This window comes from Paenibacillus sp. RS8 (assembly GCF_041956825.1).
Taxonomy (GTDB): domain Bacteria; phylum Bacillota; class Bacilli; order Paenibacillales; family Paenibacillaceae; genus Paenibacillus_AQ.
The window spans coordinates 3,432,436-3,456,136 of the sequence record NZ_CP168131.1; the positions used below are offsets into that span (position 1 = coordinate 3,432,436).

The window sequence follows — 23,701 nt, forward strand, 5'->3', positions numbered from 1 at the left end:
TACGCTTTCAAGACGAATGTATACTAAGCTTAAGTTAATCGTTTCCAAAGAAAGTTAACGCAAATGATTATCTTAACAATACAGCTGCAGGGGGAGAGAGTATTGAAAAAGAAATTCGGTATATTATTGGCAACAGTTCTAACGTTAACGACAGTGTTGGCAGGATGTGGTGGTAAAGATGATAGTAAGACGATTACATTCTGGACACCGCTGACTGGTGATGATGGTGCTTATATGGATCAAATTGTTAAAGACTACAATGCTACAAACCCAGAAATTAAAGTAAAACACGTGATCACGGCTGATATGTACACAAAAATTTCTACTGTTTTAGCTTCCAACAAAGGTGTTCCTGATTTGGCGATTATCCACGCTGACCGTGTTCCTGGGTTTGTTAAGCAAGGTGTCTTAGAAGCCATGCAAGATACCGTATTGCCAGCACAACCTGAACTAAAAGCTGAAAATTACTTACCTCAAGCTTGGAACACTGGTAACATCGACGGAACGCAATACACAGTACCTCTTGATATCCACAGTAATGTAATGTACTACAATAAAGATTTGCTCAAGAAATATAATGCGGAGTCATTCTTAGATGATAATGTTGTTACGATTGATGAGATGCTCTCCTTACAAGGTAAATTGGATGAAGGCGACTATGTAGTTAACGATGCTTTGCTGGGCTGGGTTATCTTAGCTCAAATCCAAGATTTGGGCGGAGACATCCAAGTTGATGGTAAGCCGGCTGTTAACACCCCTGTATTTAAACAAGCCTTTGAAAATGTTAAGAAAATCGCTGATGCGGGTCTGATGACTCCATTTGGTGAAGACGGTTACTTGATGTTCCAATCCCAAAACGTACTATTCTCTACAGACGGAACTTGGAGCTCTACAGCACATGCTGGGGTTGAAGGCTTGAACTTTGGTGTAACAAATGTTTATTCTCCAACACCTGATAAGTTCACGAATAGATCTTCTTCTCACTTGTTCGCTATGCTGAAGAACGACAAGAGAACGGACGAAAAAGAAGCAGGTATTGCTAACTTCTTGGAATATGTTCGTACAAACTCGATGGAATGGGCAAAAGCTGGACAAAACGTAGCAAGTAACGTAGTTAACCAAAGCCCAGAGTACCAAAATTATATGCAATCTTTCTTTACTTCTAATGAAAAAGAAATTGAATCCCTTTACATTTACACATATGAATACTACCCATACATTGCGGAAGCAGTAGATACTTATTGTGCAGATATTGTTCGCGGCAACGTTGATCTTGATGAAACCCTAGCAACTATGCAGAAATTTGTAGAAGATAAGATCGCAGAAAGCAGCAGTGCAGCCAAATAAAGTGAAATAGAATAGATTGTACGAAGTAATGTGCCATATCGTTGGTGCATTACTTTGTGCAAAAGGAGAAATGAAATCCTATGAAAAAGAAAATAAATTGGGCACCTGCCTTCTTTGTAGGTCCGCATGTCATTTTGTTTGCTGTCTTCATTTTATTGCCAACGATTTATGGGATTTATGCTTCATTTACAAAGTGGAATTTAATGAGTGATCCGGTTTGGGTAGGTTTTGATAACTATAAGGCCATTCTTTTTGATGGCAAATCAACGTTTCATACGCAATTTTTCAGAGGTCTGAAAAATACGTTGATCTTTGTGGGTCTCTCTGTTCCATTATTAATTGTGATCCCATTAATGGTGGCTGTTGCACTGGAACATAAAAAAGTTAAAATGAAGAGCTTAATTCAATCTATTCTCTATATTCCAGGCTTGATTTCGATTTCTGCGGCAGCACTGATCTGGCTCTTGATCTTTAATAAACAACTGGGGATCACAGGAAATCTGTTCGGATCACAAGTTGCTTGGCCTGCAAACCAGCCGTATGCGTGGATTATCATCATTGTAATCACATTATGGGGTGGTATTGGAGGCAACATGATTATTTATCGTGCTTCCTTAAGTGGCGTTGCGCAAGAATTATATGAATCAGCCGAGCTCGATGGTGCGGGTTCAATTAAAAGATTCACTAGTATCACCTTGCCATCTATTCGTTTTCCATTAATCTATACCTTTGTTATGACAACCGCCGGAGCCTTTAATGTATTCGGCCAACCGTTAATGATGACCGATGGCGGGCCTCGACAAAGTACACACGTACTCATGATGTATATTCGTCAATTAGCTTTCGGTAACGGTGAATCCATCGCAGGGATGGCATCCGCTATGGCAGTGTTATTGGGATTAGTGATCTTGGTCATTTCAGCACTTCAATATTATGTAATGAACCGAAATGCAACCTAGGGATCTCTGAGACTAATTGATTAACAAGGAAATGGAAAAGGTAGGTGTACTAATATGTCAAATCAGGCGGTAAACGGACTGGAAAATCATCCAGTTATAAATAGAACAGGAAAAGAAAAAGGGTCCTCCAATATCAGTATTTCGAAATATGTATCCTACACATTTTTAATTATTCTCTGTGTAATTTGGATCATTCCTGTAATTTTCGGAATTTCTACGTCATTTAGATCACAAACGGAAGTGGTTTCCTCGGGTTTTAGACTATTTCCTGAAACATGGGTCTTTGAGAACTATGTCACGATTCTGAATAATACTTCTACAGCCCCGATTCTACGTTGGTTAGGCAATTCATTGTTTATCGCGACATCGCACACCATTCTGGTAGTTATTGTGATCTCGATTACCGGCTTTGGATATACCCGTATTAACTTTAAAGGAAGAGACACGTTGTTCTTCACTTTGCTAGGGATTTCCTTCTTCCCCGGTGTGGTTAACTTGATTCCTTCTTATAAAATTATCGATTCCTTTGGTTGGGTGAATACTTCCTGGGCAATGATCATTCCTGGTCTTGCGGGTATGGGGAATATCTTCTTGGTCAGACAGTTTATGAACGGTATCCCGAAAGAGCTGGATGAGTCTGCAAAAGTGGATGGTGCCAGTGATTTTAGAATTTTTGCACAAATTATATTGCCGTTGGTTAAGCCGATTCTGATTGTTTGCGGTTTGTTCTCCTTTACGGGATCTTGGAATGACTTCCTCTGGCCGGTTATCGTGTACACAGATGTAGATAAAATGCCGGTTACAGCTGGTTTGCTCTTACTTCAAGATATCTACGGAAACTATCGTATGATCGGGCAATTAATGGGCTCGGCGATCTTGGCAATTATTCCAACCTTGCTGCTATTTATATTTGCTCAAAAATACTTCGTTCAATCTATTAATTTGAATTCAGGTATTAAAGGGTAGATCGAATGAACAAAAACTTAAATACACCTTGCCTTCTTATGAGGAAGGGTGTGTTTTGGTGACCCGTAAAATAAAAAAATAGAGAGATATAGGAGTTGTCATCATGAGAGAATTTAATGCAAAAAATCCGCTGATTGAGCAAAGAGCAGATCCTTGGATTTGTAAACATACAGACGGATATTACTATTTCATAGCCTCTGTTCCAGAGTACGATAGAATCGAGCTTCGTCGTTCCGAATCCATTCAGGGATTAGCGGAGGCTGAGGGAAAGACAATTTGGGTTAAGCATGAAACAGGTTTAATGAGTGCCAATATCTGGGCTCCAGAGATTCATTATATTGATGAAAAGTGGTACGTGTATTACGCAGCAGCACATACGTCTGACACAAAAGACGGCTTGTTTGATCATCGCATGTTTGCCATAGAAAATTCATCCGCAAATCCTTTGGAGGGTGAATGGGTGGAGAAGGGTCAAATAAAAACGAAATGGGAATCCTTTGCCTTGGATGCAACCACTTTTGAGCACAAAGGCGTTAGATATTACGTTTGGGCACAAAAGGATCCTGATATCCCTGGTAATTCTAATATGTATATCTCTGAAATGGAGAATCCTTGGACATTAAAAGGAGAACAAGTGTGCATCACCACACCTGAATACGAATGGGAAAAAATCGGATTTTTGGTGAATGAGGGTGCGGCAGTTCTTAAGCGGAATGGACGTATTTTCATGACTTTCTCGGCAAGTGCAACAGATCATAACTACTGTATGGGGTTGTTAACTGCTGATGAGAATAGTGATTTAATGGATCCGAAATCGTGGGTCAAAACACCAGAACCTGTGTTTACGACTTCTGAAGAAAATGGTCAATATGGTCCGGGACATAATAGCTTTACAGTCTCAGAAGATGGCACACAGGATATCCTGGTGTTCCATGCCAGAAGCTATAAGGAAATTGTGGGAGACCCATTATATGATCCTAATCGTCACGCACGTGTGCAAGTGATCCAGTGGAATGAAGATGGAACGCCAAATTTTGGTGTCCCTAGACCGGATACGAAGTTAAATTTATAGCGTAAGCCAATACATTCGCATATTTTAACATAATGCTTCTTTAGTGTGAGGAGCTTATAATACTCTTCTATTAATAAAGGGACGCTTCAGTAGCAATATGCTATTGGAGCGTCCCCTTTTCTTATAATGGAAGATCGCGTCGTCTGAATAGCTCGATCCCTAAGGCAAAAGCGAGCACACCGATCAACAGTAACCAACTGGAAACCTGAATGACCTCCACGTTGCCTTGAACGATTTTGCCAGGCTGATAGAAGGAGAATAGGGTCAGGTAACGTAACCCTTCCAGCTTATCACTTATTTTACCCAGCAAGTCTAGAGTGAAGAATCCGAAGGTGATGGCGCCGGAAATTCCAAGTGCTTTTTTCTCATCATTACATATTGAGGAGACAAGAAATGCAAGGCCCCCCACGGCAAAAAATAATAAAAAAGCCACGCTGTTCAGCTGAGCAAATCGGCCGCTGTTAAATTCATATTCACTGCCGAGGAACCATGCTTTACCTAATAATCCGGCGAGTGTGGTTACACCCATAATCAGGAGCAAAGCTGTCGTGAGTACAAGCGCCTGTGTGGTTGCTACTTTTCTCCGTGTTGTTGGGGCTATAAGTAGATAAGCCATGGAACCGCGATCCACAAGCCGGGCCATGAGCTGCGTCGACATTTGTACACATACAATAGATAGAATCAGCACCAGAATAAGTCCGTAATATTCTCCAGAGATAAAAGCCTCAGCACTGGTAAATCCGCTGTTTAATCCAAAAGCTTTTCCCACACCTTCCGGCATAGCTTTTATGAGGTCATCAATGGCTTGTGTGCTTCCGGCGATCCCCGGATATAGCCAGATCATAAACAGAATATAGAAGGCAGAACCGAAGGCGTAATTCATAATTCCTTTCAGGTTCACTCTCATCATTTCTTTATAGAGCGGAAGATTCATTGCACGGCCCCCTCACGGTCATAATAGTCCATGAAAATGTCCTCTAGATTCTGCGTAAATACATCTATACTGCGGATATTGTATTTTCCGGTCTCCTGAATGAATCGATCGTAATTGCCCTGAACGGCAATGCGGACCATGTTCCCTTCACGAGCTTCCACTTGCAGGCCGGAGGCGGCAAATTGTTCTGCATCTTCGCGATTCGTGAACACAACCTCAAACAGCTTCCGCTGCATCGATTGCAGTTCATGGATATTTTTCACAGTGATGATACGTCCATCTTTAATGATTGCAGCGCGGTCACAGGTACGCTCAATTTCTTGAAAGCTGTGAGAGGACATTAGAAAGGTGGTTCCGGCTGCTTTTTCCTCTAATACGAGATCTATAAATACCTTTTGCATAAGCGGGTCGAGTCCCGAGGTAGGTTCATCCAGAATAATAACTTCAGGATTGTGCATGAAAGCTGCGACAATACCGACTTTTTGCTTCATTCCCTTTGACATTTTGCGGATCGGAGTTGCGGCATCAAATTGCAGTCGTTCAATCAGGCAGTCACGTTTGGTAGTGTTCTTCATCCCTTGCATGCCAGACATGAACTTAAGGAAGGAAATACCCGTCATCCCGTCAAAAAAGTTGATTTCACCAGGTAGATAGCCGATATGCTTCTGGACCGTGCCCTGTGCTTTCCATACATCAAGTCCATGAATACTCGCATAACCTTGATCAGGCATCATGAATCCCATGATATGTCTTATGGTTGTAGATTTACCCGCGCCATTTGGCCCCAGAAACCCAAAGACCTCGCCTTTATTTACGGTAAACGTAACATCTTCGATTCCCTTGCCATTCGAAAATCGCTTAGTTAAGCCTTCAACTACAAGCATGCTACCACCTCCACTGCAAAATAATGAACTATTATTAATTAGATATTTCATATGTTATATTATTCCTAGTGAATAGTGAAGTCAATGGAATTATGAAATAATTGATAATCAATATTTCATTAAATTTAAATAAGCGCACTATATAATGAAGTTAAGGGTGGATAGCATGAATGGATTTGAGAAAAGAGCCGCTCAAATAAAACTCAAAATTATGAAGACTACTATGGAGATGCTCAAGAGCTGTGAGCCCAAACGTCTCCGGATCGCAGACATTGCGAAAGAAGCAGGCGTCTCACAGGTGACGATTTATAATTATTTTGGCAGCAAGGAAGCACTGCTTGGTGAGACCTTTAAAGATTTTATAGAGAAGGCCATTCGTGAATTTGAAGATTACATTCATGGAGAGCATTCTCTAAAAGAGATTATTGAATACATTATGACGATGGAGAGAGAAACCTACAGTTCATTGTCTCCTACGACTGTGAAGGAGCTTATGATTGAGGACCAGGAAATGTTTCATTATATTGAAGAACGTTACACGAATGACGTTTTACCATTGATGGTCAAGATGGTGGAGGATGGCAAAGCACGAGGAGAAATTTCAAATAAAGTATCCACCAAAGGGATACTTTCATTTATAGGAATGTATATGCGAAGCTCGGGAGAAATGCTAGATGAAGCCAGCAAACAAGAAGAGATGGATGGCTTCCTGGAGGAAGCCATCCATCTCTTCTTCTATGGCATTTGCGGGCGGGAGCAGGAGTAGCGTAAGGTTTGCAACCTGTTTACTCTAATTCATCATGGGAAAAGCGGATTCCCTGTCATCCCTACCCACAGCTCGGATTGTTCAAGACGGGCTGCAAGCTGAAGCAGTAAATCTTCCCGCCCTTTAGCAGCCATTACCTGTACCCCCATCGGCAGACCCGCTTGCGACATATGGACGGGAACGCTCATGGCGGGTTGGCCCGTCAAATTGGCAAGCTGGGTGAACGGTGTATAGGTTAGGCTTGGTTTAAACATAGCGTAAATCATTCGCTCTTGTTCCTCTTTCGGCAACTCATGTACATGCAGCAGTTTTTCGATTTCAGCAGAGCTATGCGTTAACTCGCCAATCTTAGGAGCTGAATCCGCATTTGTTGGTGTGATATACAGATCGTAGCGGTTAAGCAGACCTGCCATTTGAGCGGCTGCAATATCCCATTCATCCAGACTATGCACAAATTCTGCCGCAGAGACTTTTCTTCCGGCTTCCCCAAGGACCCAAGTAACGATATCAACTTCACTGGAAGTAATGGAACGTCCCATCATTTTTTCCAGCGATACGAACATCGCTGCCACTTCCCCAGTATTCATCGTATAGTAATTCTCCATTAGCCTTACACCATTTACCGGACTCAGCTTTTCTTCAACTTCATACCCCTCAGCTTCGAGCCATTTTACAGTCTTGAGCACGGCAATTACTGCTTCATTCGTTACAGGAGTGCCCACTGGGGATGCTGTTGTGAACGCTATGCGCAGTTTTCGCTGTGTTGGTTTGAAAAGATCGTCCAGATAGACGCCCGGATATAGTGGTGTTTGAAAAGCAGCCTCTGGCTGCACGACCTGCAGCAGATCCAGCATAGCAGCGCTATCACGTACGGACCGTGTTAACGCGAAGTCGATAGAAGCACCTTGCCATTGACGGCCTACACCTGGTCCTACTGGAGTGCGTCCACGGGTTGGCTTCAGCCCGAACAAGCCGGTGAACGAGGCAGGGATACGGATCGAGCCGCCGCCATCACTAGCTCCAGCTACCGGAACAATACCAGAAGCTACCGCCGCTGCTGCACCGCCGCTAGAACCACCAGGGGAATATTCGAGATTCCACGGATTACGTGCCGGGCCGTGAAGGACATTCTCGGTGATATTTTTGAGGCCGAATTCCGGTGTATTCGTATGTCCAAGCGGAATAAAACCGCCGTTTCTGATTCGTGCTACGTAGTTCGAGTCGCGTCTAGCAATATTGTCTTTCATCAGTAAGGCACCTGAAGTAAGAGGTTCTCCAGCGATGGCTTGAGAGATGTCCTTCAGCAGAAAAGGAACGCCAGCAAACGGGCGAGAGTCATCGTGTACAGGCATTTCGTCAGCTTCCTTAAGAGCAGCTTCTCTACGGGTGCGTACGACTGCATTAAGGACTGGATTGACTTCATCGAGTCGATCGAAGGCGGCTTCAACCAGCTCCCTAGGGGAGACTTCACGTGCTTTGATAAGCGCTGCGAGTCCTAGGGCATCATATGTAGAATAAGAAAAGGACATAATAGGTACCTTCTTTCGAATAGGAATAAATAGCCTGTCTCTATTGTATTATACATCCCGCTAGTAATGATTTGGAAATGGATACCTGATATCTATCAATTCTTTTTTATACCCGATTAGGCTATACTAAATATTAAATGGATCTTATGGGGTGTACTGATGAACGAAGATAAATATCAGAATGTTGATGGACTAATGGAAGCTTTCCAGCAATTTGCCAGGATGAATTGGCGTAAAACTACGGTCTGGGGATTGAAGCCAAGTGAAGTTCGGATGTTGGTCTCTTTAAAGCTGGGGAATGAACGGGAAGGAAAGAGGGGCCAGACGGTTTCGGATATTAGCAAATTTCTAAAGGTTACTTCTCCTACGGTTACACAGATGGTCAATAGCCTGATTGCACAAGGATATGTAGTGCGTACTGCCGATACACAGGATCGCCGAATCAGTGAGATCACGCTTACGGAAAAAGGAGAGCATTTGGCCGAAATGGCCGTAACGAAATCCCGAAACACCTTTAAAGGTATGATTGATTATATGGGCAAAGAAAAGACAGATTCGTTAATGGGGCTGTTAAACGAGGTCTACGATTATTTTGAAGAATTGAATGATAATCAACCCACTGAATCCTAATCCTTCACATAAAAAAGAGATGTCGCGCAGCCTAAGCTGTTAACGGACATCTCTAATGTATATTTATTTGTGATTAATGTGCAGCAGGTACAGACTTTTCAAGGTTTTTGCTTTCGCTTTTTCCCTCTGCAGTTACCTCAACTTTTTTCTCGCCACTTCGTAACGGAATCTCTTTAAGGAACAGGACAAGCAGTGCTGCAATTACTAACAGTGCAGTGCCGCTTAAGAATACAACCGTCAGGGAATCACTTAGTGCGTTCCGCAGCATCTCAATCAATTGATTAAAGAGCGGCTGGATTTGCTCTGGCAGTGTTGCGTGCAGTTCCTTCAGCTTAGGTTGATCCAGCAGCATTTGCGGGTTCATAAATGCGGATAGCTGTTTAGCGGATTCAGGATCAAGTTTGGTTAAATCCGGACCCTTGCCAGAGGACACTGCTGCCTCTAATTTTTTCGTTAATGTGGAGTTCATAATAGTACCCATGATAGCAATACCAATGGTTCCGCCTAAATTACGGAATAAAGTATTTGTAGCAGTAGCAACACCAAGCATGGAAGGAGCTACAGCATTTTGTACGGTTAAGGTAAACACAGGCATCGACAGCCCTAAACCAATACCGAAAATAATCATGCTGACTACGGCCATAGCGATATTGCTCATGAAGGCCATTATGATCATAGCCGCAACCATAAACGGCATTCCCATCAGAGCATAACGCTTGTATTTACCTGATTTGGAGATCCATCTTCCTACAAGTGTACTAAGTACAATCATTGCAAGTGACATCGGCATATTAATAAATCCGGAGTTGGTTGGGGAGACACCTTCTACACCTTGGACAAAGAACGGTAGATAGATCATTGCGCCCATCATACCAGCATTCATTAGGAAGCCTACAATCATAGAGATGGTTACAATGGAGTTTTTAAATAAGGATAATGGCAGCACTGGGCTTTTAGCTTTTCGTTCAATCAGAATCAAAATGATAACTCCCAGAATTGACGCTCCGAACAGGCCGAGAATTTCTGGAGAACCCCAGTCATATTTTGTCCCCGCCCATGAAAAGCCGAGCAAGAGTGCAACAATGGTAAGGGAAAGGAATATAGAGCCTAAGTAGTCAATGGATTCTGAGGTGGAGCGTGCAGTTTTAGGGAACATTCTCCAAATCATAAAGAAAGCCACGATACCGAAAGGCAGGAAGATCCAGAAGATCCATTTCCAAGCCATGTGATCCACCATGAAGCCGCCAAGGGTAGGACCAATTACGCTGGAGAATCCAAATATGGCCATCATAATTCCGGTCCACTTGGCTCTCTCTCTAGGAGCGAACAAATCACCTACAGCGGTTACGGTAGCCGACATTAGAATCCCGCCGCCAAGACCTTGAATCCCGCGATAAGTGATCATTTGGAAAATATTTGTCGACAATCCGGACATGAAAGCGCCTATAATAAATATAACGATCCCCGCTAAGAGGAATGGCTTTCTTCCATAGATATCGGATAACTTACCGACAAGTACGGTGGCGATTGTTGAGGTGAGCATATAGATGGTGATTACCCAAGTATAATGTTCAATGCCTCCCAACATCGCGATAATTCGGGGCATTGCAGTACCCACAATGGTCTGGTTGATTGCTGCGAAAAACATGGCCGCCATTAATGCAATCATAATTGTAACTTTTTTCTTTTGCGTAAGGTGCTCCAGAGCAGTTCCTCTCCTTTAACTTCTATATATTGTAGTTTGGGGAATTCATGTCTTAATAATTAGGTAGCCAAACTATCATTTATGTATAATACACAAATTCATCATTTAGCACAACTGTTTAATTATTTAATTTTAATCTAATGAGAATGTGATTTAGACTTGATTTTTTGGAAATAGGTAGGTAATCTAATTAGATTGAGTTAAATTGGAGGTGCCCTATGGATACTCAAAATAGTCAAGAGCAAAAGCTAATCATAGCCTTTGAGAACATTAAACGTTTGACCGCTCGTCCCTCTTTTAAGGAAAGTGTTTCGTATAGAGAATTTGTGATGATGTATGTCATTAACAATTTGATGAAACGAAAGAAACCTTCAGACGGTGAAGAGCAACGGGGAGTAATGATTTCCAGATTAAGCGACCTGCTCCAAATCAGCAGACCTACTGCGACGCAAATGGTAAACAGCTTGGAGGAAAAAGGGTACGTGGTGCGAACAACGTCCGATACTGATCGGCGAGTTGTATATATTGCTCTAACGAATGAAGGAGAACAGATTTATGATTCGCAGATGGCTACTTATTCCGGTATTCTAAGCGAAGTTATGGAAAAGGTAGGCAAGAAAGAGATCGACCAGTTGATTTTTCTGTGTGATCGTTTTCAAGAAGCGGTACATGAAGTCAGAAGCCGTCAGCTTTTTAATTCATCCGATGAAGATCCGCTCGTTTTGGATTCTGTATAGTGAACATAACCAAAAGATATTTCGGAGCCTTTAGCCGGAACGTCTTTTTTTAATTATAAGAAAGTATAAGTTTCACGATATACTTTATCCTTATAATTCTCGCATAAACGCTCACCGTCCTTTAAAGGACGCCGAAGGCGTTTTAGCTTGCAGCATCCAGAGCAAGGAGGAATTACAATCAGAATATTAGCGATTAGTGACATTCACGGAAGCTATTCCGAATTCAACGCATTGTTAAAAAAGGTAAACTATCGTCCATCCGAGGACAAGCTCATCCTGATGGGGGATTATGTGGATAGAGGTCTCAATAGTAAAGGGATTGTGGATCAGGTCATGGCTCTGAAGCGGGAGTGTGGCGCTATTGTTCTAAAAGGCAATCATGATAAAATGGCCTATGATGCGCTCACCGGCGAAGATGATAAACTGGATACGCATTGGCTTAGCAACGGCGGTTTGTATACATTGATGAGCTACTGTGAGGCAGATTCGAACTTTTTTAAAGCGGATTTTGGCTGGGACGATTATATGTTGCTGAAAGAAGAACTTAGACAGAAATACAAACATCATTTAGATTTTCTAAGTTCATTGCCGCTATATCACGAGACCGAAGAGCATATTTTTGTGCATGCAGGCATTAACCCCTTAATAGAAGATTGGAAGCAGCAAGAGCCGTATGATTTTATCTGGATCAGAGAACCATTTTATACGAATCCGGTAGTTAGCACTAATAAAACGGTTATTTTTGGACATACCTCGACGATGGATCTACATGATTCGGAAGAAATCTGGTTTAGCCCGCAGGGCGATAAGATCGGTGTGGACGGTGGATGCGCATATGGTCAACGTCTGAACTGTTTGGAGATTTCTGGAGGGGAATATATCACACATTTTGTTCGGAATGGGGAGAAGCCTTGAGCTGTCTCTCTTTTTTAATATAGATCTTCTTACATAAGTCATGAAATGAACTTAAAGAAATATAGAATAGCACTGTATTAAACCTCAACTATGTATAAAATAAAGAGAGTAGGGGGTGTAATAGGTGAATGCAAACAACAAATATCATATCCTCATGCAAGGGACGATCAGCAACAATGTGAGCGAAACCTGTAAGGCGTTTGGCATATCTCGGACGATCTATTATCAGTGGTGTAAAGCTTACCAACAACAGGGCATGGATGGACTGGCTGAGAAGGAACGAAAACCGGTAATGCCTAATAAAGTGGATAAGCGAACAGAGAGACTGATCTTAAAATACGTTGCCAAATTTCCTGAAGATGGACCCAAGCGAATCTTTTATGAACTGCAGGATGAGGGTGTGAACATAGGGGAGTCAGGTATTTACAATGTGCTGCGTCGTAATGGACTTAGTACGAGGATAGAACGTGAGGCTTATGCCAAAGAAGTCAAAGCAAAGAAGAGGGAAGGTGCGCAAGCAGTTAACACCAAAGGGTGTAAAGAGAAACCGAAATCTCTCGACTATAAGATGAAAAATCCTGAAAATGCTCACCCCGGGTATATGTGCCAACAAAGTATTAGCTATATGGGCGTATTCCCAAGGGTAGGAAAGGTGTATCAATATGTGGTCTACGATGCCTATTCCAGATTAGGCTTAGTTAAGCTTTATAATAGGAAGTCTGCCATTCATTTTATCGATTTTATGGATCTGAAGGTCATCCCATTGATGAAGACCTTAGAATTCCAAATTGACAATTTGGTAACGAACAAAAGTCGTGAATTTACTACAAACTGGGATAGAGGGAAACATAAATACAGCGATTTTTTACATAAGAACAACATAAATCAAGTAGCCATAACTGCAGATCAGACAGAAGTATTTCAGCCATTACAGCAATTCGTAGCGGTGTTAACGAAAGAATTTTACCAGCAGGCTTGGTTGGATGCTTCGATAGATTCCTTTGAGATTTTAGAAAAGCGCTTACATGAATACTTGAGGATCTATAACTTCAGCAGGGTGATCACAGACGGACCTAATCAAGGTAAAATACCATCAGATGTCGCACTTGAGTATACAGGCCAGCGTGAGACCTTGCCATTATGGTTATTTACAAGGAGATAACGGATGATGACTAAGATGAAGCATGAAGACAGGATAGGGATCATCGGTGCAGGGATTTCCGGGATTACTGCTGCTTACCAATTAGCGAAAAAAGGATACACCCATATTACTCTCCTTGAGAAGTCAGACCGAGTAGGCGGAAAATGTCACTCCATTGAATACAAAGGGAAAACTTATGAAATGGGGACGCTAATCGGCTTGCCAACTTATAAACATACGATAGAACTTATGAAAGAGTTTGATCTTATGGATAAAGGGCCGCTATTGGAACGGGGATTTTTTGATAATAACGGGCGGAAGACTTCTCAGATTCCTATGGACCAAATTCAGGCATTTACTCAAGAATTCAAAAGGTTGCCCGATATTTTGAAGCGTTATAAGTCACTGCAAGAACCTGGTTTTCTGAACTTACCCTCAGATTTATGCCAGCCATTCTCAGAGTGGTGTGCAGAGAACGATCTAACTGTTATTGGGCAGGTGTATATGCATTATTTCAATACTTTTGGTTTTGGAAGTATTCAAGATGTGCCGGCGGCTTATGTGTTGAAATTCCTTACTTATGATAATTTATTATCCTTTATTGAAATCACTCACATGATAACCTGGCCTAAGGGAGTCACAGAACTCATTAGAAGAATGGCCGACCAAGTAGAAGATCTGCGTCTGACTTGTGAAGTGCTACATATGGAGCAAGAGGTGAACGGTCAAGTTCGGGTGGAAACAAGCCAGGATATCTTTTATTTCGATAAGGTGATTTATACATCTTCCTTAGAGCATCTGAGCGATAGGGTTCACTTATCTTCGGAAGACAGAGTATTATTTGAGCGCATTATCTATGAACGATTTCGGGTATATGCTTACAGAGTGAAGGGGCTACCGGAGCTATCTGGATATATCCCCCGCAATATGAACCCTGAACGTAAAGGACATATGATGGCATGGTATTACAGGTGGGCAGATATGGGAACAACAGATTTAGTTACGGTTTATGTAGCGGAGAATGATGAAATGACAGATCTAGAAATGCGGGAAAAGGTAGAAAATAAACTTCGCGAGCTTGGCGGCGAGAATATCCGTCTGTATATGATGAAGCGCTGGAAGCAGTTCCCCCATGTGGATTCTAATGCGATCCGGGAAGGGTTTTATGAACGGCTTGATCAGATGCAGGGAAGAGATGAAATCTATTATGCTGGAGAGATCATGAACTTTCCTACACTGGAGAACTGTATTGTATATTCGAAATACCTGGTTGAACGATTTTTTTGAATTGTGTTAGCAGTAGCCTTGTCCACAAAGAAATTTGTCGACAAGGTTTTTTTTACATTACAGAAAGAATCAATTTGGGGCACCACGCAAAGTATCTGGAGTAAGCATCAAAGCAAAACTCCGCTTTGCGGGGATATTTTACTTTCAAGTTAGGTTTACAGTGTGTAGTTCTACAGACATAGTTTCCAATTGAATTCCCTGCTTAGGATAGGTCCTCTGATAAATTCCAGTACTATTGATGTGTAAACTTAACTCGAAATGAGACTATGAAAACCTTGATAAATCAACGTTTTGAGTGGTTTGATCGTTCGAAGGAGGATGGGATATATTGGACTCAAGACATAGCTTATATACAAAATATGAAGGAGGAATTCATTATGTTTTTATTCGAATCGATTCCCTGGTACTCTGCTCTTATGTGGTTAGTAGTACTTGCAGGATTAATGATTTTCAACGAGATAGCTCGAAAGAGCAAGTGGTTCTCAATCATTCTATTTATAGCTGTACCTATTGTGCTTACCATAGCGGTTTGGCCGAATACGGCGGGTGAGGGTTCTAGTACTGGAACTTGGTTTCACTGGGTTAAGGTATATTCTGCTTTGGCAGGATGTTTAGGGTTCATGGCGATCCGCTATGTTAAAGGTTGGGACAAAAATAAATATATCTTAATGTTCCCGGCGATTATCCTTGCAGTTAACATCCTTGAAGCTGTTATCCGTGATTTCCAAGTGTACAGTTTGCAGGGTATGGTGGATGGCGTAATGATGGTAGGTGGTCCTTGGAACATAATGAACGGGATCGCAGGTATTCTGAACATTATTACGATTTCGGGTTGGATGGGTATTGTTATCAGTAAAGACAAGAGTAAGGATATGTTGTGGCCTGACCAGCTTTGGTTCTGGATTATCGCCTATGATATTTGGAACTTTGCTTATGTATATAACGCAGTTTCTGACCATGCCTTCTATGCAGGCGCAGCATTGTTGATCTCTTGTACCATTCCAGCGTTCTTCTTCAAAAAAGGAGCATGGCTGCAGCATCGCGCTCAAACCTTGGCGATTTGGATGATGTTTACGATGTCTTTCCCGGCGTTTGTTGGTGAGTCGAAGTTCGCTGTTCAATCCTCACATAGCGAAACCGCACTTTGGGTAGTGAGCGCATTATCCTTGGCTGCTAACATTGCAGTATTTGTCTATCACTTCTATAAAATTATTAAACATAAACGGAATCCGCTTAAAGTGGAAGTGTATACAGATTTAGCGGCTTATAAGGCGATTGCGGAGAGTGTGAAATAATAAAAGTCTAATAGCTTCTTTAAGAATCCGCGCCTAGCGCGGGTTTTTTTATGGAATAGAAATATTAAAGATTTCGAGATTGCGGAGAAATGTGAAACGAATTTATGAGATGGGCCTATATTCAACTGGTGGCCATGGAGAGCAATGTTTTTAATTAAGCTCACGCCTCTTTGGGATGTATAACGGGCCGAGCGGACCTTATATCCTTCGAAATGCATGTTTTAGTCGAGCTTACGGACAAATGTATGCGGAAAACCAAATATAATGTGCTGATGGTAACGTAATCGAGCCGAATGTATGCGAAAAAGCGAATACAATGTGCCGAGGTAATGTAAACGAGCCCAATGTATGCGAAAAACCGAAAACAATGTGCCGCCGGTAACGTAATCGAGCCAAATGTATACGAAAAACCATATACAATGTGCTGATGGTAACGTAATCGAGCCGAATGTATGCGAAAACTGAATACAATGTGCTGATGGTAACGTAATCGAGCCGAATGTATGCGAAAAACCAAATACAATGTGCCGACGGTAACGTAAACGAGCCCAATGTATGCGGAAAACCAAATATAATGTGCTGATGGTAACGTAATCGAGCCCAATGTATGCGAAAAAACAAATACAATGTGCCGACGGTAATGTAAACGAGCCCAATGTATGCGAAAAACCGAATACAATGTGCCGCCAGTAATGTAATTGAGCCGAATGTATGCGAAAAAACAATTACAATGTGCTGACGGTAATGTAAACGAGCCAAATGTATGCGAAAAACCATACACAATGTGGCTGATGGTAACGTAATCGAGCCAAATGTATGCGAAAAACTGAACACAATGTGCCGACGGTAACGTAAACGAACCAAATGTATGCGAAAAACCAAATACAATGTGCTGATGGTAACGTAATCGAGCCGAATGTATGCGAAAAACCAAATACAATGTGCCGACGGTAACGTAAACGAGCCCAATGTATGCGGAAAACCAAATATAATGTGCTGATGGTAACGTAAACGAGCCCAATGTATGCGAAAAAACAAATACAATGTGCCGACGGTAACGTAAACGAGCCAAATGTATGCGAAAAACCATACACAATGTGCTGATGGTAACGTAATCGAGCCAAATGTATGCGAAAAACCAAATATAATGTGCTGATGGTAACGTAATCGAGCCGAATGTATGCGAAAAAACAAATACAATGTGCCGACGGTAACGTAAACGAGCCAGCGCCGCCCCAAGTCACTCGGGAATGGGCCTGTTATTAGGGAATAAGGGCAATGCGGTCCGTCTCTCGGAACCTCACTACGAAGGTATATATGGATACGATTATGGAATTACGGATGTACTCAGCTTGTAACTCTACCACCAAGGAAGCCGTCAGGCGTTTTTCTTGCGTAAATGCAAAGATCAATCATAATCATCAAGCATAACGCAATCCGCTTAAAGACTTTTGCCAATACTTTTGATGAACGAATGATTCAATGGTCTGATGGTCTGAAGCTGCATAATTCTGATGAAGATTATGTTCTTCAAATATGTGAAGGACAGTTGTTGTTTTTTGACTCCTGATTAAAGACTTAAAAGTGTATCTATAGTAAACTGAATGTAAAGTGCCCACGGTATAATGGGTATAATTTGTTGAAGAGCTCTTCGGATGAAGAGTTTTTTCCATTTTACAGAAAAGAATGTGATATGTTATGCAGCAGCTTCGGGCTAGTCTTCAGAAGAAAAGATTACTAGAGAAATATCTTTCTGGGGAGGGGATGGATTATCGGCAAATTATAGCTTTATTTATTCCAATTCTGATAGACCAGGCCTTCATTATTGGACTGAATCTGGTAAATACCGCAATGATCAGCTCGTCCGGAATGGCGGCGGTCAGTGCAGTGAATATGGTGGATTCGCTGAATATTTTTCTGATCAATGTGTTCGTGGCGGTTGCAACCGGGGGAACAGTGGTAGTCGCGCAGTATAAAGGGAGCGGAAACGACCGGATGGTGTCCCAGGCTACGGCGGCTTCGGTCGCCTCGGTGTCGCTGATCGCTTTGGGAATTGGTCTGTTGCTAATGGGATTACATACTCCAATATTGAACCTGTTGTTCGGAACCGCCTCACCCGAAGTGCTGGACAATGCCCGCATCTACATGATCGGCAGCAGCATCTCGTATCTGGGTATCGCGGTGGTTCAGGCGGTTTGCGGAGCTCTGCGAGGAGTGGGCAAGACACGAGCTTCTTTGATGCTGTCGCTCATCATGAACCTGCTGTATGTTATCCTGAACGTGGTCTTCATTAACCTGTTGCACATGGGTGTGCTGGGGATGACGCTTGCGATTAATATCGCGCGGTATGCAGGTATGGTTTGTGCCCTGGTGTATCTGTTCAAGGTGGATACGACCCTGCGGGTGCGTTTTCGTGACCTATTCCGAATCCCTCTGACCATGCTGAGGAGAATCATGTTCATCGGCGTGCCGTTCGCGGCGGAGCAGATGTTCTTCAATGGGGGTAAACTGCTCACTCAGGTGTTTATTGTCAGCCTAGGCACTTATGCCATTGCGACCAATGCCATTGCCGGCTCGCTGGCTCTGGTGTTTCAAATTCCAGCCAGCGCGCTGTCGCTAACTATTGTAACGGTGGTCGGCCAATGTATCGGGCGGGGGAATGTCTCTGAAGCCAGAAAGTTCATCAAGTCCTTTCTCTGGATAGGGTCCGGCTCTTTGGCGTTGATCGCCTTGATTCTGATGCCACTATTCCACCCGCTGGTATCGATCTTTTCCCCACCTCCCGAGATCATTGACGATCTGTTTGTGGTGCTGCTGGTGAATTCCATTGCCCAAGTTCCACTGTGGGCCGTCAGCTTTATTTTGCCGTCCGCGCTGCGGGCAGCGGGAGATTCCCGCTTCACCTCAATTACCTCGATGCTGACGATGTGGCTGTTTCGGGTGATTTTTGGATACATCCTTGGGATCGTACTAGGTTACGGTGTCATGGGTGTCTGGTTGGCAATGAACTGCGAGTGGGCCGTTCGCGGGGGCATTTTTCTGTGGCGCTTCAAAGGCAAAAAGTGGTTTGCACACAAGCTGATTTAGAATTGTTGATAGGATACACTACCTACGCCTGCTGACGGAAACGTAGCTCTTTTATATTAAAAACGTAAAAATAAAGCACAGGGCAGCGATTCTCATATTTACTTGAGAGTCGCTGCCCTACGTTTTGTTATCGTCTGCTTCCGAAGTATGTGGGGAGGGATTTGCTAGTGAAGACTCAAATCCATCGATTTCTCCGCTCGGAATTTCTTTCTTCTGAAGCAAATTAAAAGACAAGCCAGTAACAATACACAGATTAAAGTTGCTGTATAAGTGAAACTGCTATCCCAAAACATAATCTGAACATTCATTAAGGAATGGACGCCAATCACGAAAAATAGATTCTTAGTTAGGACATAGAGTAATGAGAATATGATCCCTAGGATTACTAGAACGATAAAATCATAAACAAAATCAATTCCGACTAATCCTGAATAGATCCGATTTGGGATATGTATAGCGGCAAAGATCGATTGTGAGATAAGCATTGCATAAACAATGCGTGAAGTATTGGTTTTGACTTTTTTGACTTTATTTAATAAAAGATAAATTTGAACTAGCAGAAAGCCCCGAAACAAAACTTCTTCCAGTAAAGCATTTCCGAAAATCTGACCCAGAAATCCACCGAAGACGACGTTCGAATTCGTAAAGATATCATTATTGAATGTTAAACTTGAGTGAGTCAGTAATGTCATACCTAAATCAACAATGTTTATAGCAAGCCAAAATAGTAAAGTACCGATAAGTCCTGCTAATAATTTATTTTTTCTTAACCCAATATCACTAGGTGATAATTTAGCTATTATACATAAGAAAATAACCACTTCTAACACAAGGCCGAACAGATTTGCAGCTAACGTTTCGTTGATCCATCCGTTTGTGCTTTTGGCAATAACGCTTAAAGTTCCATTTGCAAAAAGGACAAGGTTAACCGTTAGTGTGAAGAGAATATGAATAAAAATGAGACTGACGATATAGCGTATTGATGTAGGCTTAACTTTAACAATCGATAGCTCCTCAGTTACTTTATTGCGCAGCATGATTTGTAATCCTCCTTAGGTTTTACCCGAGCATTGCGTATTCTAGAACATCATCTATAATACATAATTTCCCAAATGATATCTGAGATTTACTATATTCTTTAAGTGTTCGAGTTCACCATTACAAAAATCATATATTCTCACTTTAGCCTTAGCTACCCCCCGGATTGACAGATGCAGGGGCACTGGCTATACTTGAAATGTTAAAATGTAAATCGGATAAAACGTTGATGAAAATGAAGTACACCGGAGGATGGCTTGATCAGAGAACAGGTTCCTTTACGAAAGCGTTTCGTAATGGCTGTGAGAACCTTGAAGACAGGCCGGTGGAAAGCTAATTTCGGAGTGTGGGATCACAAATCTCACCGGGGGCACCCGTTATCAGCCGCGACAAGGCGATCGTCTGCAATTTTCCCGTGAATCGGGTTAAGGCGATAACCAGGGTGGTACCGCGATATTAATCGTCCCTGAATTATTCAGGGGCGTTTTTTTGTTTTTATTTTTTAGAAAATTTGTGTAATCTGGCGCATACGCCGAATTAATGATGAGACGGGAGCTGTAAATAATGAAAGCAAGTGAAATTCGTTCCAAATGGCTTAAGTTTTTTGAAAGTAAAGGTCACAAGATTGAACCTAGTGCATCCCTCGTACCGCATAACGATCCATCGCTGCTGTGGATTAACGCAGGTATGGCACCGCTGAAAGCTTACTTTGATGGACGTGAGATTCCTGAGAATCCGCGCCTGACGAACTCACAGAAATGTATTCGTACCAATGATATCGAGAATGTAGGGAAGACACGTCGTCACCATACGTTCTTCGAAATGTTGGGTAACTTCTCTATCGGCGATTATTTCAAAGAAGAAGCTATTACATGGGCTTGGGAATTCTTAACTGGCAAGGAGTGGATCGGCTTCGATCCTGAACGCATCTCCGTAACTGTGTATGCTGAGGATGAAGAAGCATTCAAGCTATGGAATGAAAAAGTGGGCTTGCCAGCAGAACGCATCATTAAGCTGGGAGATGAAAACTTCTGGGATATCGGCGAAGGCCCTTGTGGTCCTTGTTCGGAAATCTTTTATGACCGCGGCGAAGCTTACGGCAGCGACATGAGCGACCCAGAAATGTATCCAGGCGGAGAAAACGAACGCTGGCTTGAAGTATGGAACCTAGTGTTCTCACAGTTCAACCATAACAAGGATGGCAGCTATACGCCGCTTCCGAACAAGAACATTGATACCGGTGCTGGATTAGAGCGTTTTGCTTCCATTTTGCAAGATGTAGATTCCAACTTCGATACCGATTTGTTCCAACCGATTATTCAAAAAACTGCTGAGCTTGCCGGTGTAACTTATAAAGATAATGTTGAGCAGGATATCGCGCTTAAAGTTATCGCTGACCATGTGCGTACGGTTACTTTTGCCGTAGGTGACGGAGTACTTCCTTCTAATGAAGGTCGTGGTTATATTATCCGTCGATTGCTACGCCGTGCCGTTCGTTATGGAAAAACCTTGGGTCTGGATCGTCCATTCCTGCATGAATTAACGGAAACTGTTGGCGAGATTATGGGTGTGTATTATCCATCCGTTGTCGAGAATCGTGAATATATCGCAAAGATTATCCGTACAGAAGAAGAACGTTTCCACGAGACATTGTCTGACGGACTGGCTATTTTGGGCGAGATCAGCGCTAAAGCAAAAGCGGATGGCCTCAGTACCATTGCTGGAGCCGATGCATTTAAGCTTTATGACACTTACGGGTTCCCGTTTGACTTGACTGAAGATTTCGCAGCAGAGCAAGGATTAACTGTAGACCGTGATGGTTTCGATGCCGCTATGCAAGAACAGCGTGACCGTGCAAGAGCAGCACGTCATGACGGTGGCAGCATGAAGATTCAGGGTGGTGCATTGGCGGATCTGACGGTTAAAAGTGAATTTGTTGGATATAATGACTCGGTAACAGAGTCGAAGATTATGGCTATTGTTGTGGGTGACGAATTGGTGGATACTGCTGGCGAAGGCGTGGAGTGCCAAGTGATTCTTGAGGCAACACCGTTCTACGCTGAAAGTGGTGGACAAGTAAGTGACACGGGTGTGCTTACTGGCGGTTCGGTTACAGCTAAGGTAAAAGGATTGTTCAAAGCTCCACACGGTCAACATGTACATTTGGTAACTGTGGAAGCTGGAGAATTGAAAGTAGGCGAATCGGTTCGCGCTGAAGTAGATCGTGCACAGCGTGAAGATATCGTGAAGAACCATACAGCTACCCATCTACTGCATAAAGCGCTCAAAGAGGTTCTCGGCGGCCATGTTAACCAAGCAGGATCGTTAGTGGAAGGCGCACGTTTACGGTTTGACTTCTCCCATTTCGGAGCGATTACACCGGAAGAACTAAGCGACATCGAGCATCGCGTGAATGCACAAATCTGGCGTGGTCTTGATGTTGTCATTGAGAACAAGCCGATTGATGAAGCTAAGGCTATGGGTGCTATGGCACTATTTGGTGAAAAGTATGGTAATATCGTCCGTGTCGTTCAAGTCGGCGATTACAGCCTTGAGCTTTGTGGCGGATGCCATGTATCCAACACATCTCAAATTGGAATTTTCAAGCTGCTTAGCGAAAGTGGTATTGGTTCTGGAGTGCGCCGTATCGAAGCAGTGACTGGACGTTACGCTTATCAGTTCACTGAGAGTCAACTGGATCTGCTAAAGCAATCTGCAGGTCTACTGAAGTCTTCTTTGAATGATGTTCCAAAACGGATTGAAGCATTGCATAACCAAGTCCGTGAGCTTTCGCGTGAGAATGAATCCTTGCAATCTAAGCTGAGCGCAACATTTGCTGCTGAACTAACGAGCAGTGTGAAGACGGTTGGCACAGGTACGCAGCTTCTTGCTGTTGCCGTTCAAGCAGGAAATATGGATGCATTGCGTTCCACTGCAGATGAATTGAAATCCAAGCTTCCGGATGCTGTTCTTGTTCTGGGTGCTGCCATGGACGATAAGGTGAACTTTGTTGTAGCTGTACCACAGGATCTGGTGAAAAAGGGCTTCCACGCTGGTAAGATCGTTAAAGAAGTTGCAGCAGTATGCGGCGGCGGCGGCGGCGGACGTCCAGATATGGCACAAGCTGGCGGTAAAGACGCTTCCAAGCTTAGTGAGGCACTGGCTAAAGCTGAAGAATTAATAGCTTCCCTAGCATAAATTAAAATTACGAAACTATTTCTTAATTTAAACGTATTACGAAAAAACATAGCGGTACTGAGAGGTTGACATCAGTACCGCTACTCTTTATTAACAGGTGGTTAGATTTTCATGGAAAGTTGTGCTTGACAATAGCTTAAAAGCCAAAAATATCATTATTTTTGTAGAGGAAATACCAAAAAAAGCGTTATTCCACGCGTAGGATTTCCTC

Annotated in this window: 19 protein-coding genes; 14 read left to right on the forward strand and 5 right to left on the reverse strand. The window is 42.7% G+C overall.

Annotated elements, in window-relative coordinates; genetic code table 11:
- Nucleotides 1–102: 102 nt before the first annotated feature.
- The 4 genes from ACDZ28_RS16785 (at nucleotide 103) to ACDZ28_RS16800 (ending at nucleotide 4,344) form a co-directional block, all read left to right on the forward strand.
- Nucleotides 103–1,347: an extracellular solute-binding protein gene (locus ACDZ28_RS16785; protein ID WP_231574072.1), complete on the forward strand. Its 1,245-nt coding sequence runs from the start codon at nucleotides 103–105 to the stop codon at nucleotides 1,345–1,347.
- Between the two features lie 80 nt (nucleotides 1,348–1,427).
- On the forward strand, nucleotides 1,428–2,306 hold the full coding sequence (locus ACDZ28_RS16790; RefSeq protein WP_042125440.1) for a carbohydrate ABC transporter permease: 879 nt from the start codon (nucleotides 1,428–1,430) through the stop codon (nucleotides 2,304–2,306).
- A gap of 54 nt (nucleotides 2,307–2,360) precedes the next feature.
- Complete coding sequence (locus tag ACDZ28_RS16795) at nucleotides 2,361–3,272, forward strand: carbohydrate ABC transporter permease (protein WP_375105261.1); 912 nt, start codon at nucleotides 2,361–2,363, stop codon at nucleotides 3,270–3,272.
- Between the two features lie 103 nt (nucleotides 3,273–3,375).
- Nucleotides 3,376–4,344 carry a family 43 glycosylhydrolase gene (locus ACDZ28_RS16800; protein WP_375105262.1) on the forward strand — a complete coding sequence of 323 codons (969 nt, stop codon included), beginning with the start codon at nucleotides 3,376–3,378 and terminating at the stop codon, nucleotides 4,342–4,344.
- Nucleotides 4,345–4,465: 121 nt separating this feature from the next.
- Here ACDZ28_RS16800 and ACDZ28_RS16805 read toward each other — a convergent pair whose 3' ends face one another.
- Both ACDZ28_RS16805 and ACDZ28_RS16810 read right to left on the reverse strand, forming a co-directional pair.
- A complete protein-coding gene (locus ACDZ28_RS16805; protein WP_076121010.1) occupies nucleotides 4,466–5,278 on the reverse strand; it encodes an ABC transporter permease subunit in 813 nt (270 codons plus the stop codon).
- Entirely contained in the window at nucleotides 5,275–6,162 is an 888-nt protein-coding gene (locus ACDZ28_RS16810; protein ID WP_375105263.1) for an ABC transporter ATP-binding protein, read from the reverse strand. The genes ACDZ28_RS16805 and ACDZ28_RS16810 overlap by 4 nt, the downstream gene beginning before the upstream one ends.
- A 166-nt stretch (nucleotides 6,163–6,328) precedes the next feature.
- On the opposite strand from ACDZ28_RS16810, the gene ACDZ28_RS16815 reads away from it, so the two are divergent.
- Nucleotides 6,329–6,928 carry a TetR/AcrR family transcriptional regulator gene (locus tag ACDZ28_RS16815; protein WP_375105264.1) on the forward strand — a complete coding sequence of 200 codons (600 nt, stop codon included), beginning with the start codon at nucleotides 6,329–6,331 and terminating at the stop codon, nucleotides 6,926–6,928.
- A 32-nt stretch (nucleotides 6,929–6,960) separates the two neighbouring features.
- Here the strand turns inward: ACDZ28_RS16815 and ACDZ28_RS16820 are convergent, their stop codons facing one another.
- On the reverse strand, nucleotides 6,961–8,457 hold the full coding sequence (locus ACDZ28_RS16820) for an amidase (RefSeq protein WP_375105265.1): 1,497 nt from the start codon (nucleotides 8,455–8,457) through the stop codon (nucleotides 6,961–6,963).
- Between the two features lie 159 nt (nucleotides 8,458–8,616).
- Here ACDZ28_RS16820 and ACDZ28_RS16825 point away from each other — a divergent pair, with 159 nt between their 5' ends.
- Nucleotides 8,617–9,087: a MarR family winged helix-turn-helix transcriptional regulator gene (locus ACDZ28_RS16825; RefSeq protein ID WP_042125455.1), complete on the forward strand. Its 471-nt coding sequence runs from the start codon at nucleotides 8,617–8,619 to the stop codon at nucleotides 9,085–9,087.
- 73 nt (nucleotides 9,088–9,160) lie between these two features.
- On the opposite strand, the gene ACDZ28_RS16830 is transcribed toward ACDZ28_RS16825, so the two are convergent.
- Nucleotides 9,161–10,792 (reverse strand): MDR family MFS transporter, encoded by a 1,632-nt coding sequence (locus ACDZ28_RS16830; protein ID WP_339291281.1) that lies wholly within the window; start codon nucleotides 10,790–10,792, stop codon nucleotides 9,161–9,163.
- Between the two features lie 218 nt (nucleotides 10,793–11,010).
- Between ACDZ28_RS16830 and ACDZ28_RS16835 the strand changes: the two genes are divergently transcribed.
- The 7 genes from ACDZ28_RS16835 to ACDZ28_RS16865 all read left to right on the forward strand — a co-directional run bounded on the left by ACDZ28_RS16835 (nucleotide 11,011) and on the right by ACDZ28_RS16865 (nucleotide 19,254).
- A complete protein-coding gene (locus ACDZ28_RS16835; protein WP_042125459.1) occupies nucleotides 11,011–11,529 on the forward strand; it encodes a MarR family winged helix-turn-helix transcriptional regulator in 519 nt (172 codons plus the stop codon).
- A gap of 147 nt (nucleotides 11,530–11,676) precedes the next feature.
- Complete coding sequence (locus tag ACDZ28_RS16840; RefSeq protein ID WP_375105266.1) at nucleotides 11,677–12,444, forward strand: metallophosphoesterase family protein; 768 nt, start codon at nucleotides 11,677–11,679, stop codon at nucleotides 12,442–12,444.
- Between the two features lie 124 nt (nucleotides 12,445–12,568).
- Nucleotides 12,569–13,606, forward strand: coding sequence for a helix-turn-helix domain-containing protein (locus ACDZ28_RS16845; protein WP_339289850.1), 1,038 nt, complete (start codon nucleotides 12,569–12,571; stop codon nucleotides 13,604–13,606).
- Between the two features lie 3 nt (nucleotides 13,607–13,609).
- A complete protein-coding gene (locus ACDZ28_RS16850; RefSeq protein WP_339289851.1) occupies nucleotides 13,610–14,872 on the forward strand; it encodes an FAD-dependent oxidoreductase in 1,263 nt (420 codons plus the stop codon).
- Between the two features lie 377 nt (nucleotides 14,873–15,249).
- Nucleotides 15,250–16,167, forward strand: a complete 918-nt coding sequence (locus ACDZ28_RS16855) for a DUF5692 family protein (protein WP_042125466.1) — start codon at nucleotides 15,250–15,252, stop codon at nucleotides 16,165–16,167.
- 1,399 nt (nucleotides 16,168–17,566) lie between these two features.
- Nucleotides 17,567–17,737, forward strand: a complete 171-nt coding sequence (locus tag ACDZ28_RS16860) for a hypothetical protein (RefSeq protein ID WP_375105267.1) — start codon at nucleotides 17,567–17,569, stop codon at nucleotides 17,735–17,737.
- Nucleotides 17,738–17,865: 128 nt separating this feature from the next.
- Nucleotides 17,866–19,254 carry an MATE family efflux transporter gene (locus ACDZ28_RS16865; protein WP_042125468.1) on the forward strand — a complete coding sequence of 463 codons (1,389 nt, stop codon included), beginning with the start codon at nucleotides 17,866–17,868 and terminating at the stop codon, nucleotides 19,252–19,254.
- Nucleotides 19,255–19,418: 164 nt separating this feature from the next.
- Here ACDZ28_RS16865 and ACDZ28_RS16870 read toward each other — a convergent pair whose 3' ends face one another.
- A complete protein-coding gene (locus tag ACDZ28_RS16870; RefSeq protein WP_042125470.1) occupies nucleotides 19,419–20,291 on the reverse strand; it encodes a CPBP family intramembrane glutamic endopeptidase in 873 nt (290 codons plus the stop codon).
- Nucleotides 20,292–20,856: 565 nt separating this feature from the next.
- Here ACDZ28_RS16870 and alaS point away from each other — a divergent pair.
- Nucleotides 20,857–23,490: an alanine--tRNA ligase gene (alaS, locus tag ACDZ28_RS16875; RefSeq protein ID WP_375105268.1), complete on the forward strand. Its 2,634-nt coding sequence runs from the start codon at nucleotides 20,857–20,859 to the stop codon at nucleotides 23,488–23,490.
- The last annotated feature ends 211 nt before the right edge of the window (nucleotides 23,491–23,701 follow it).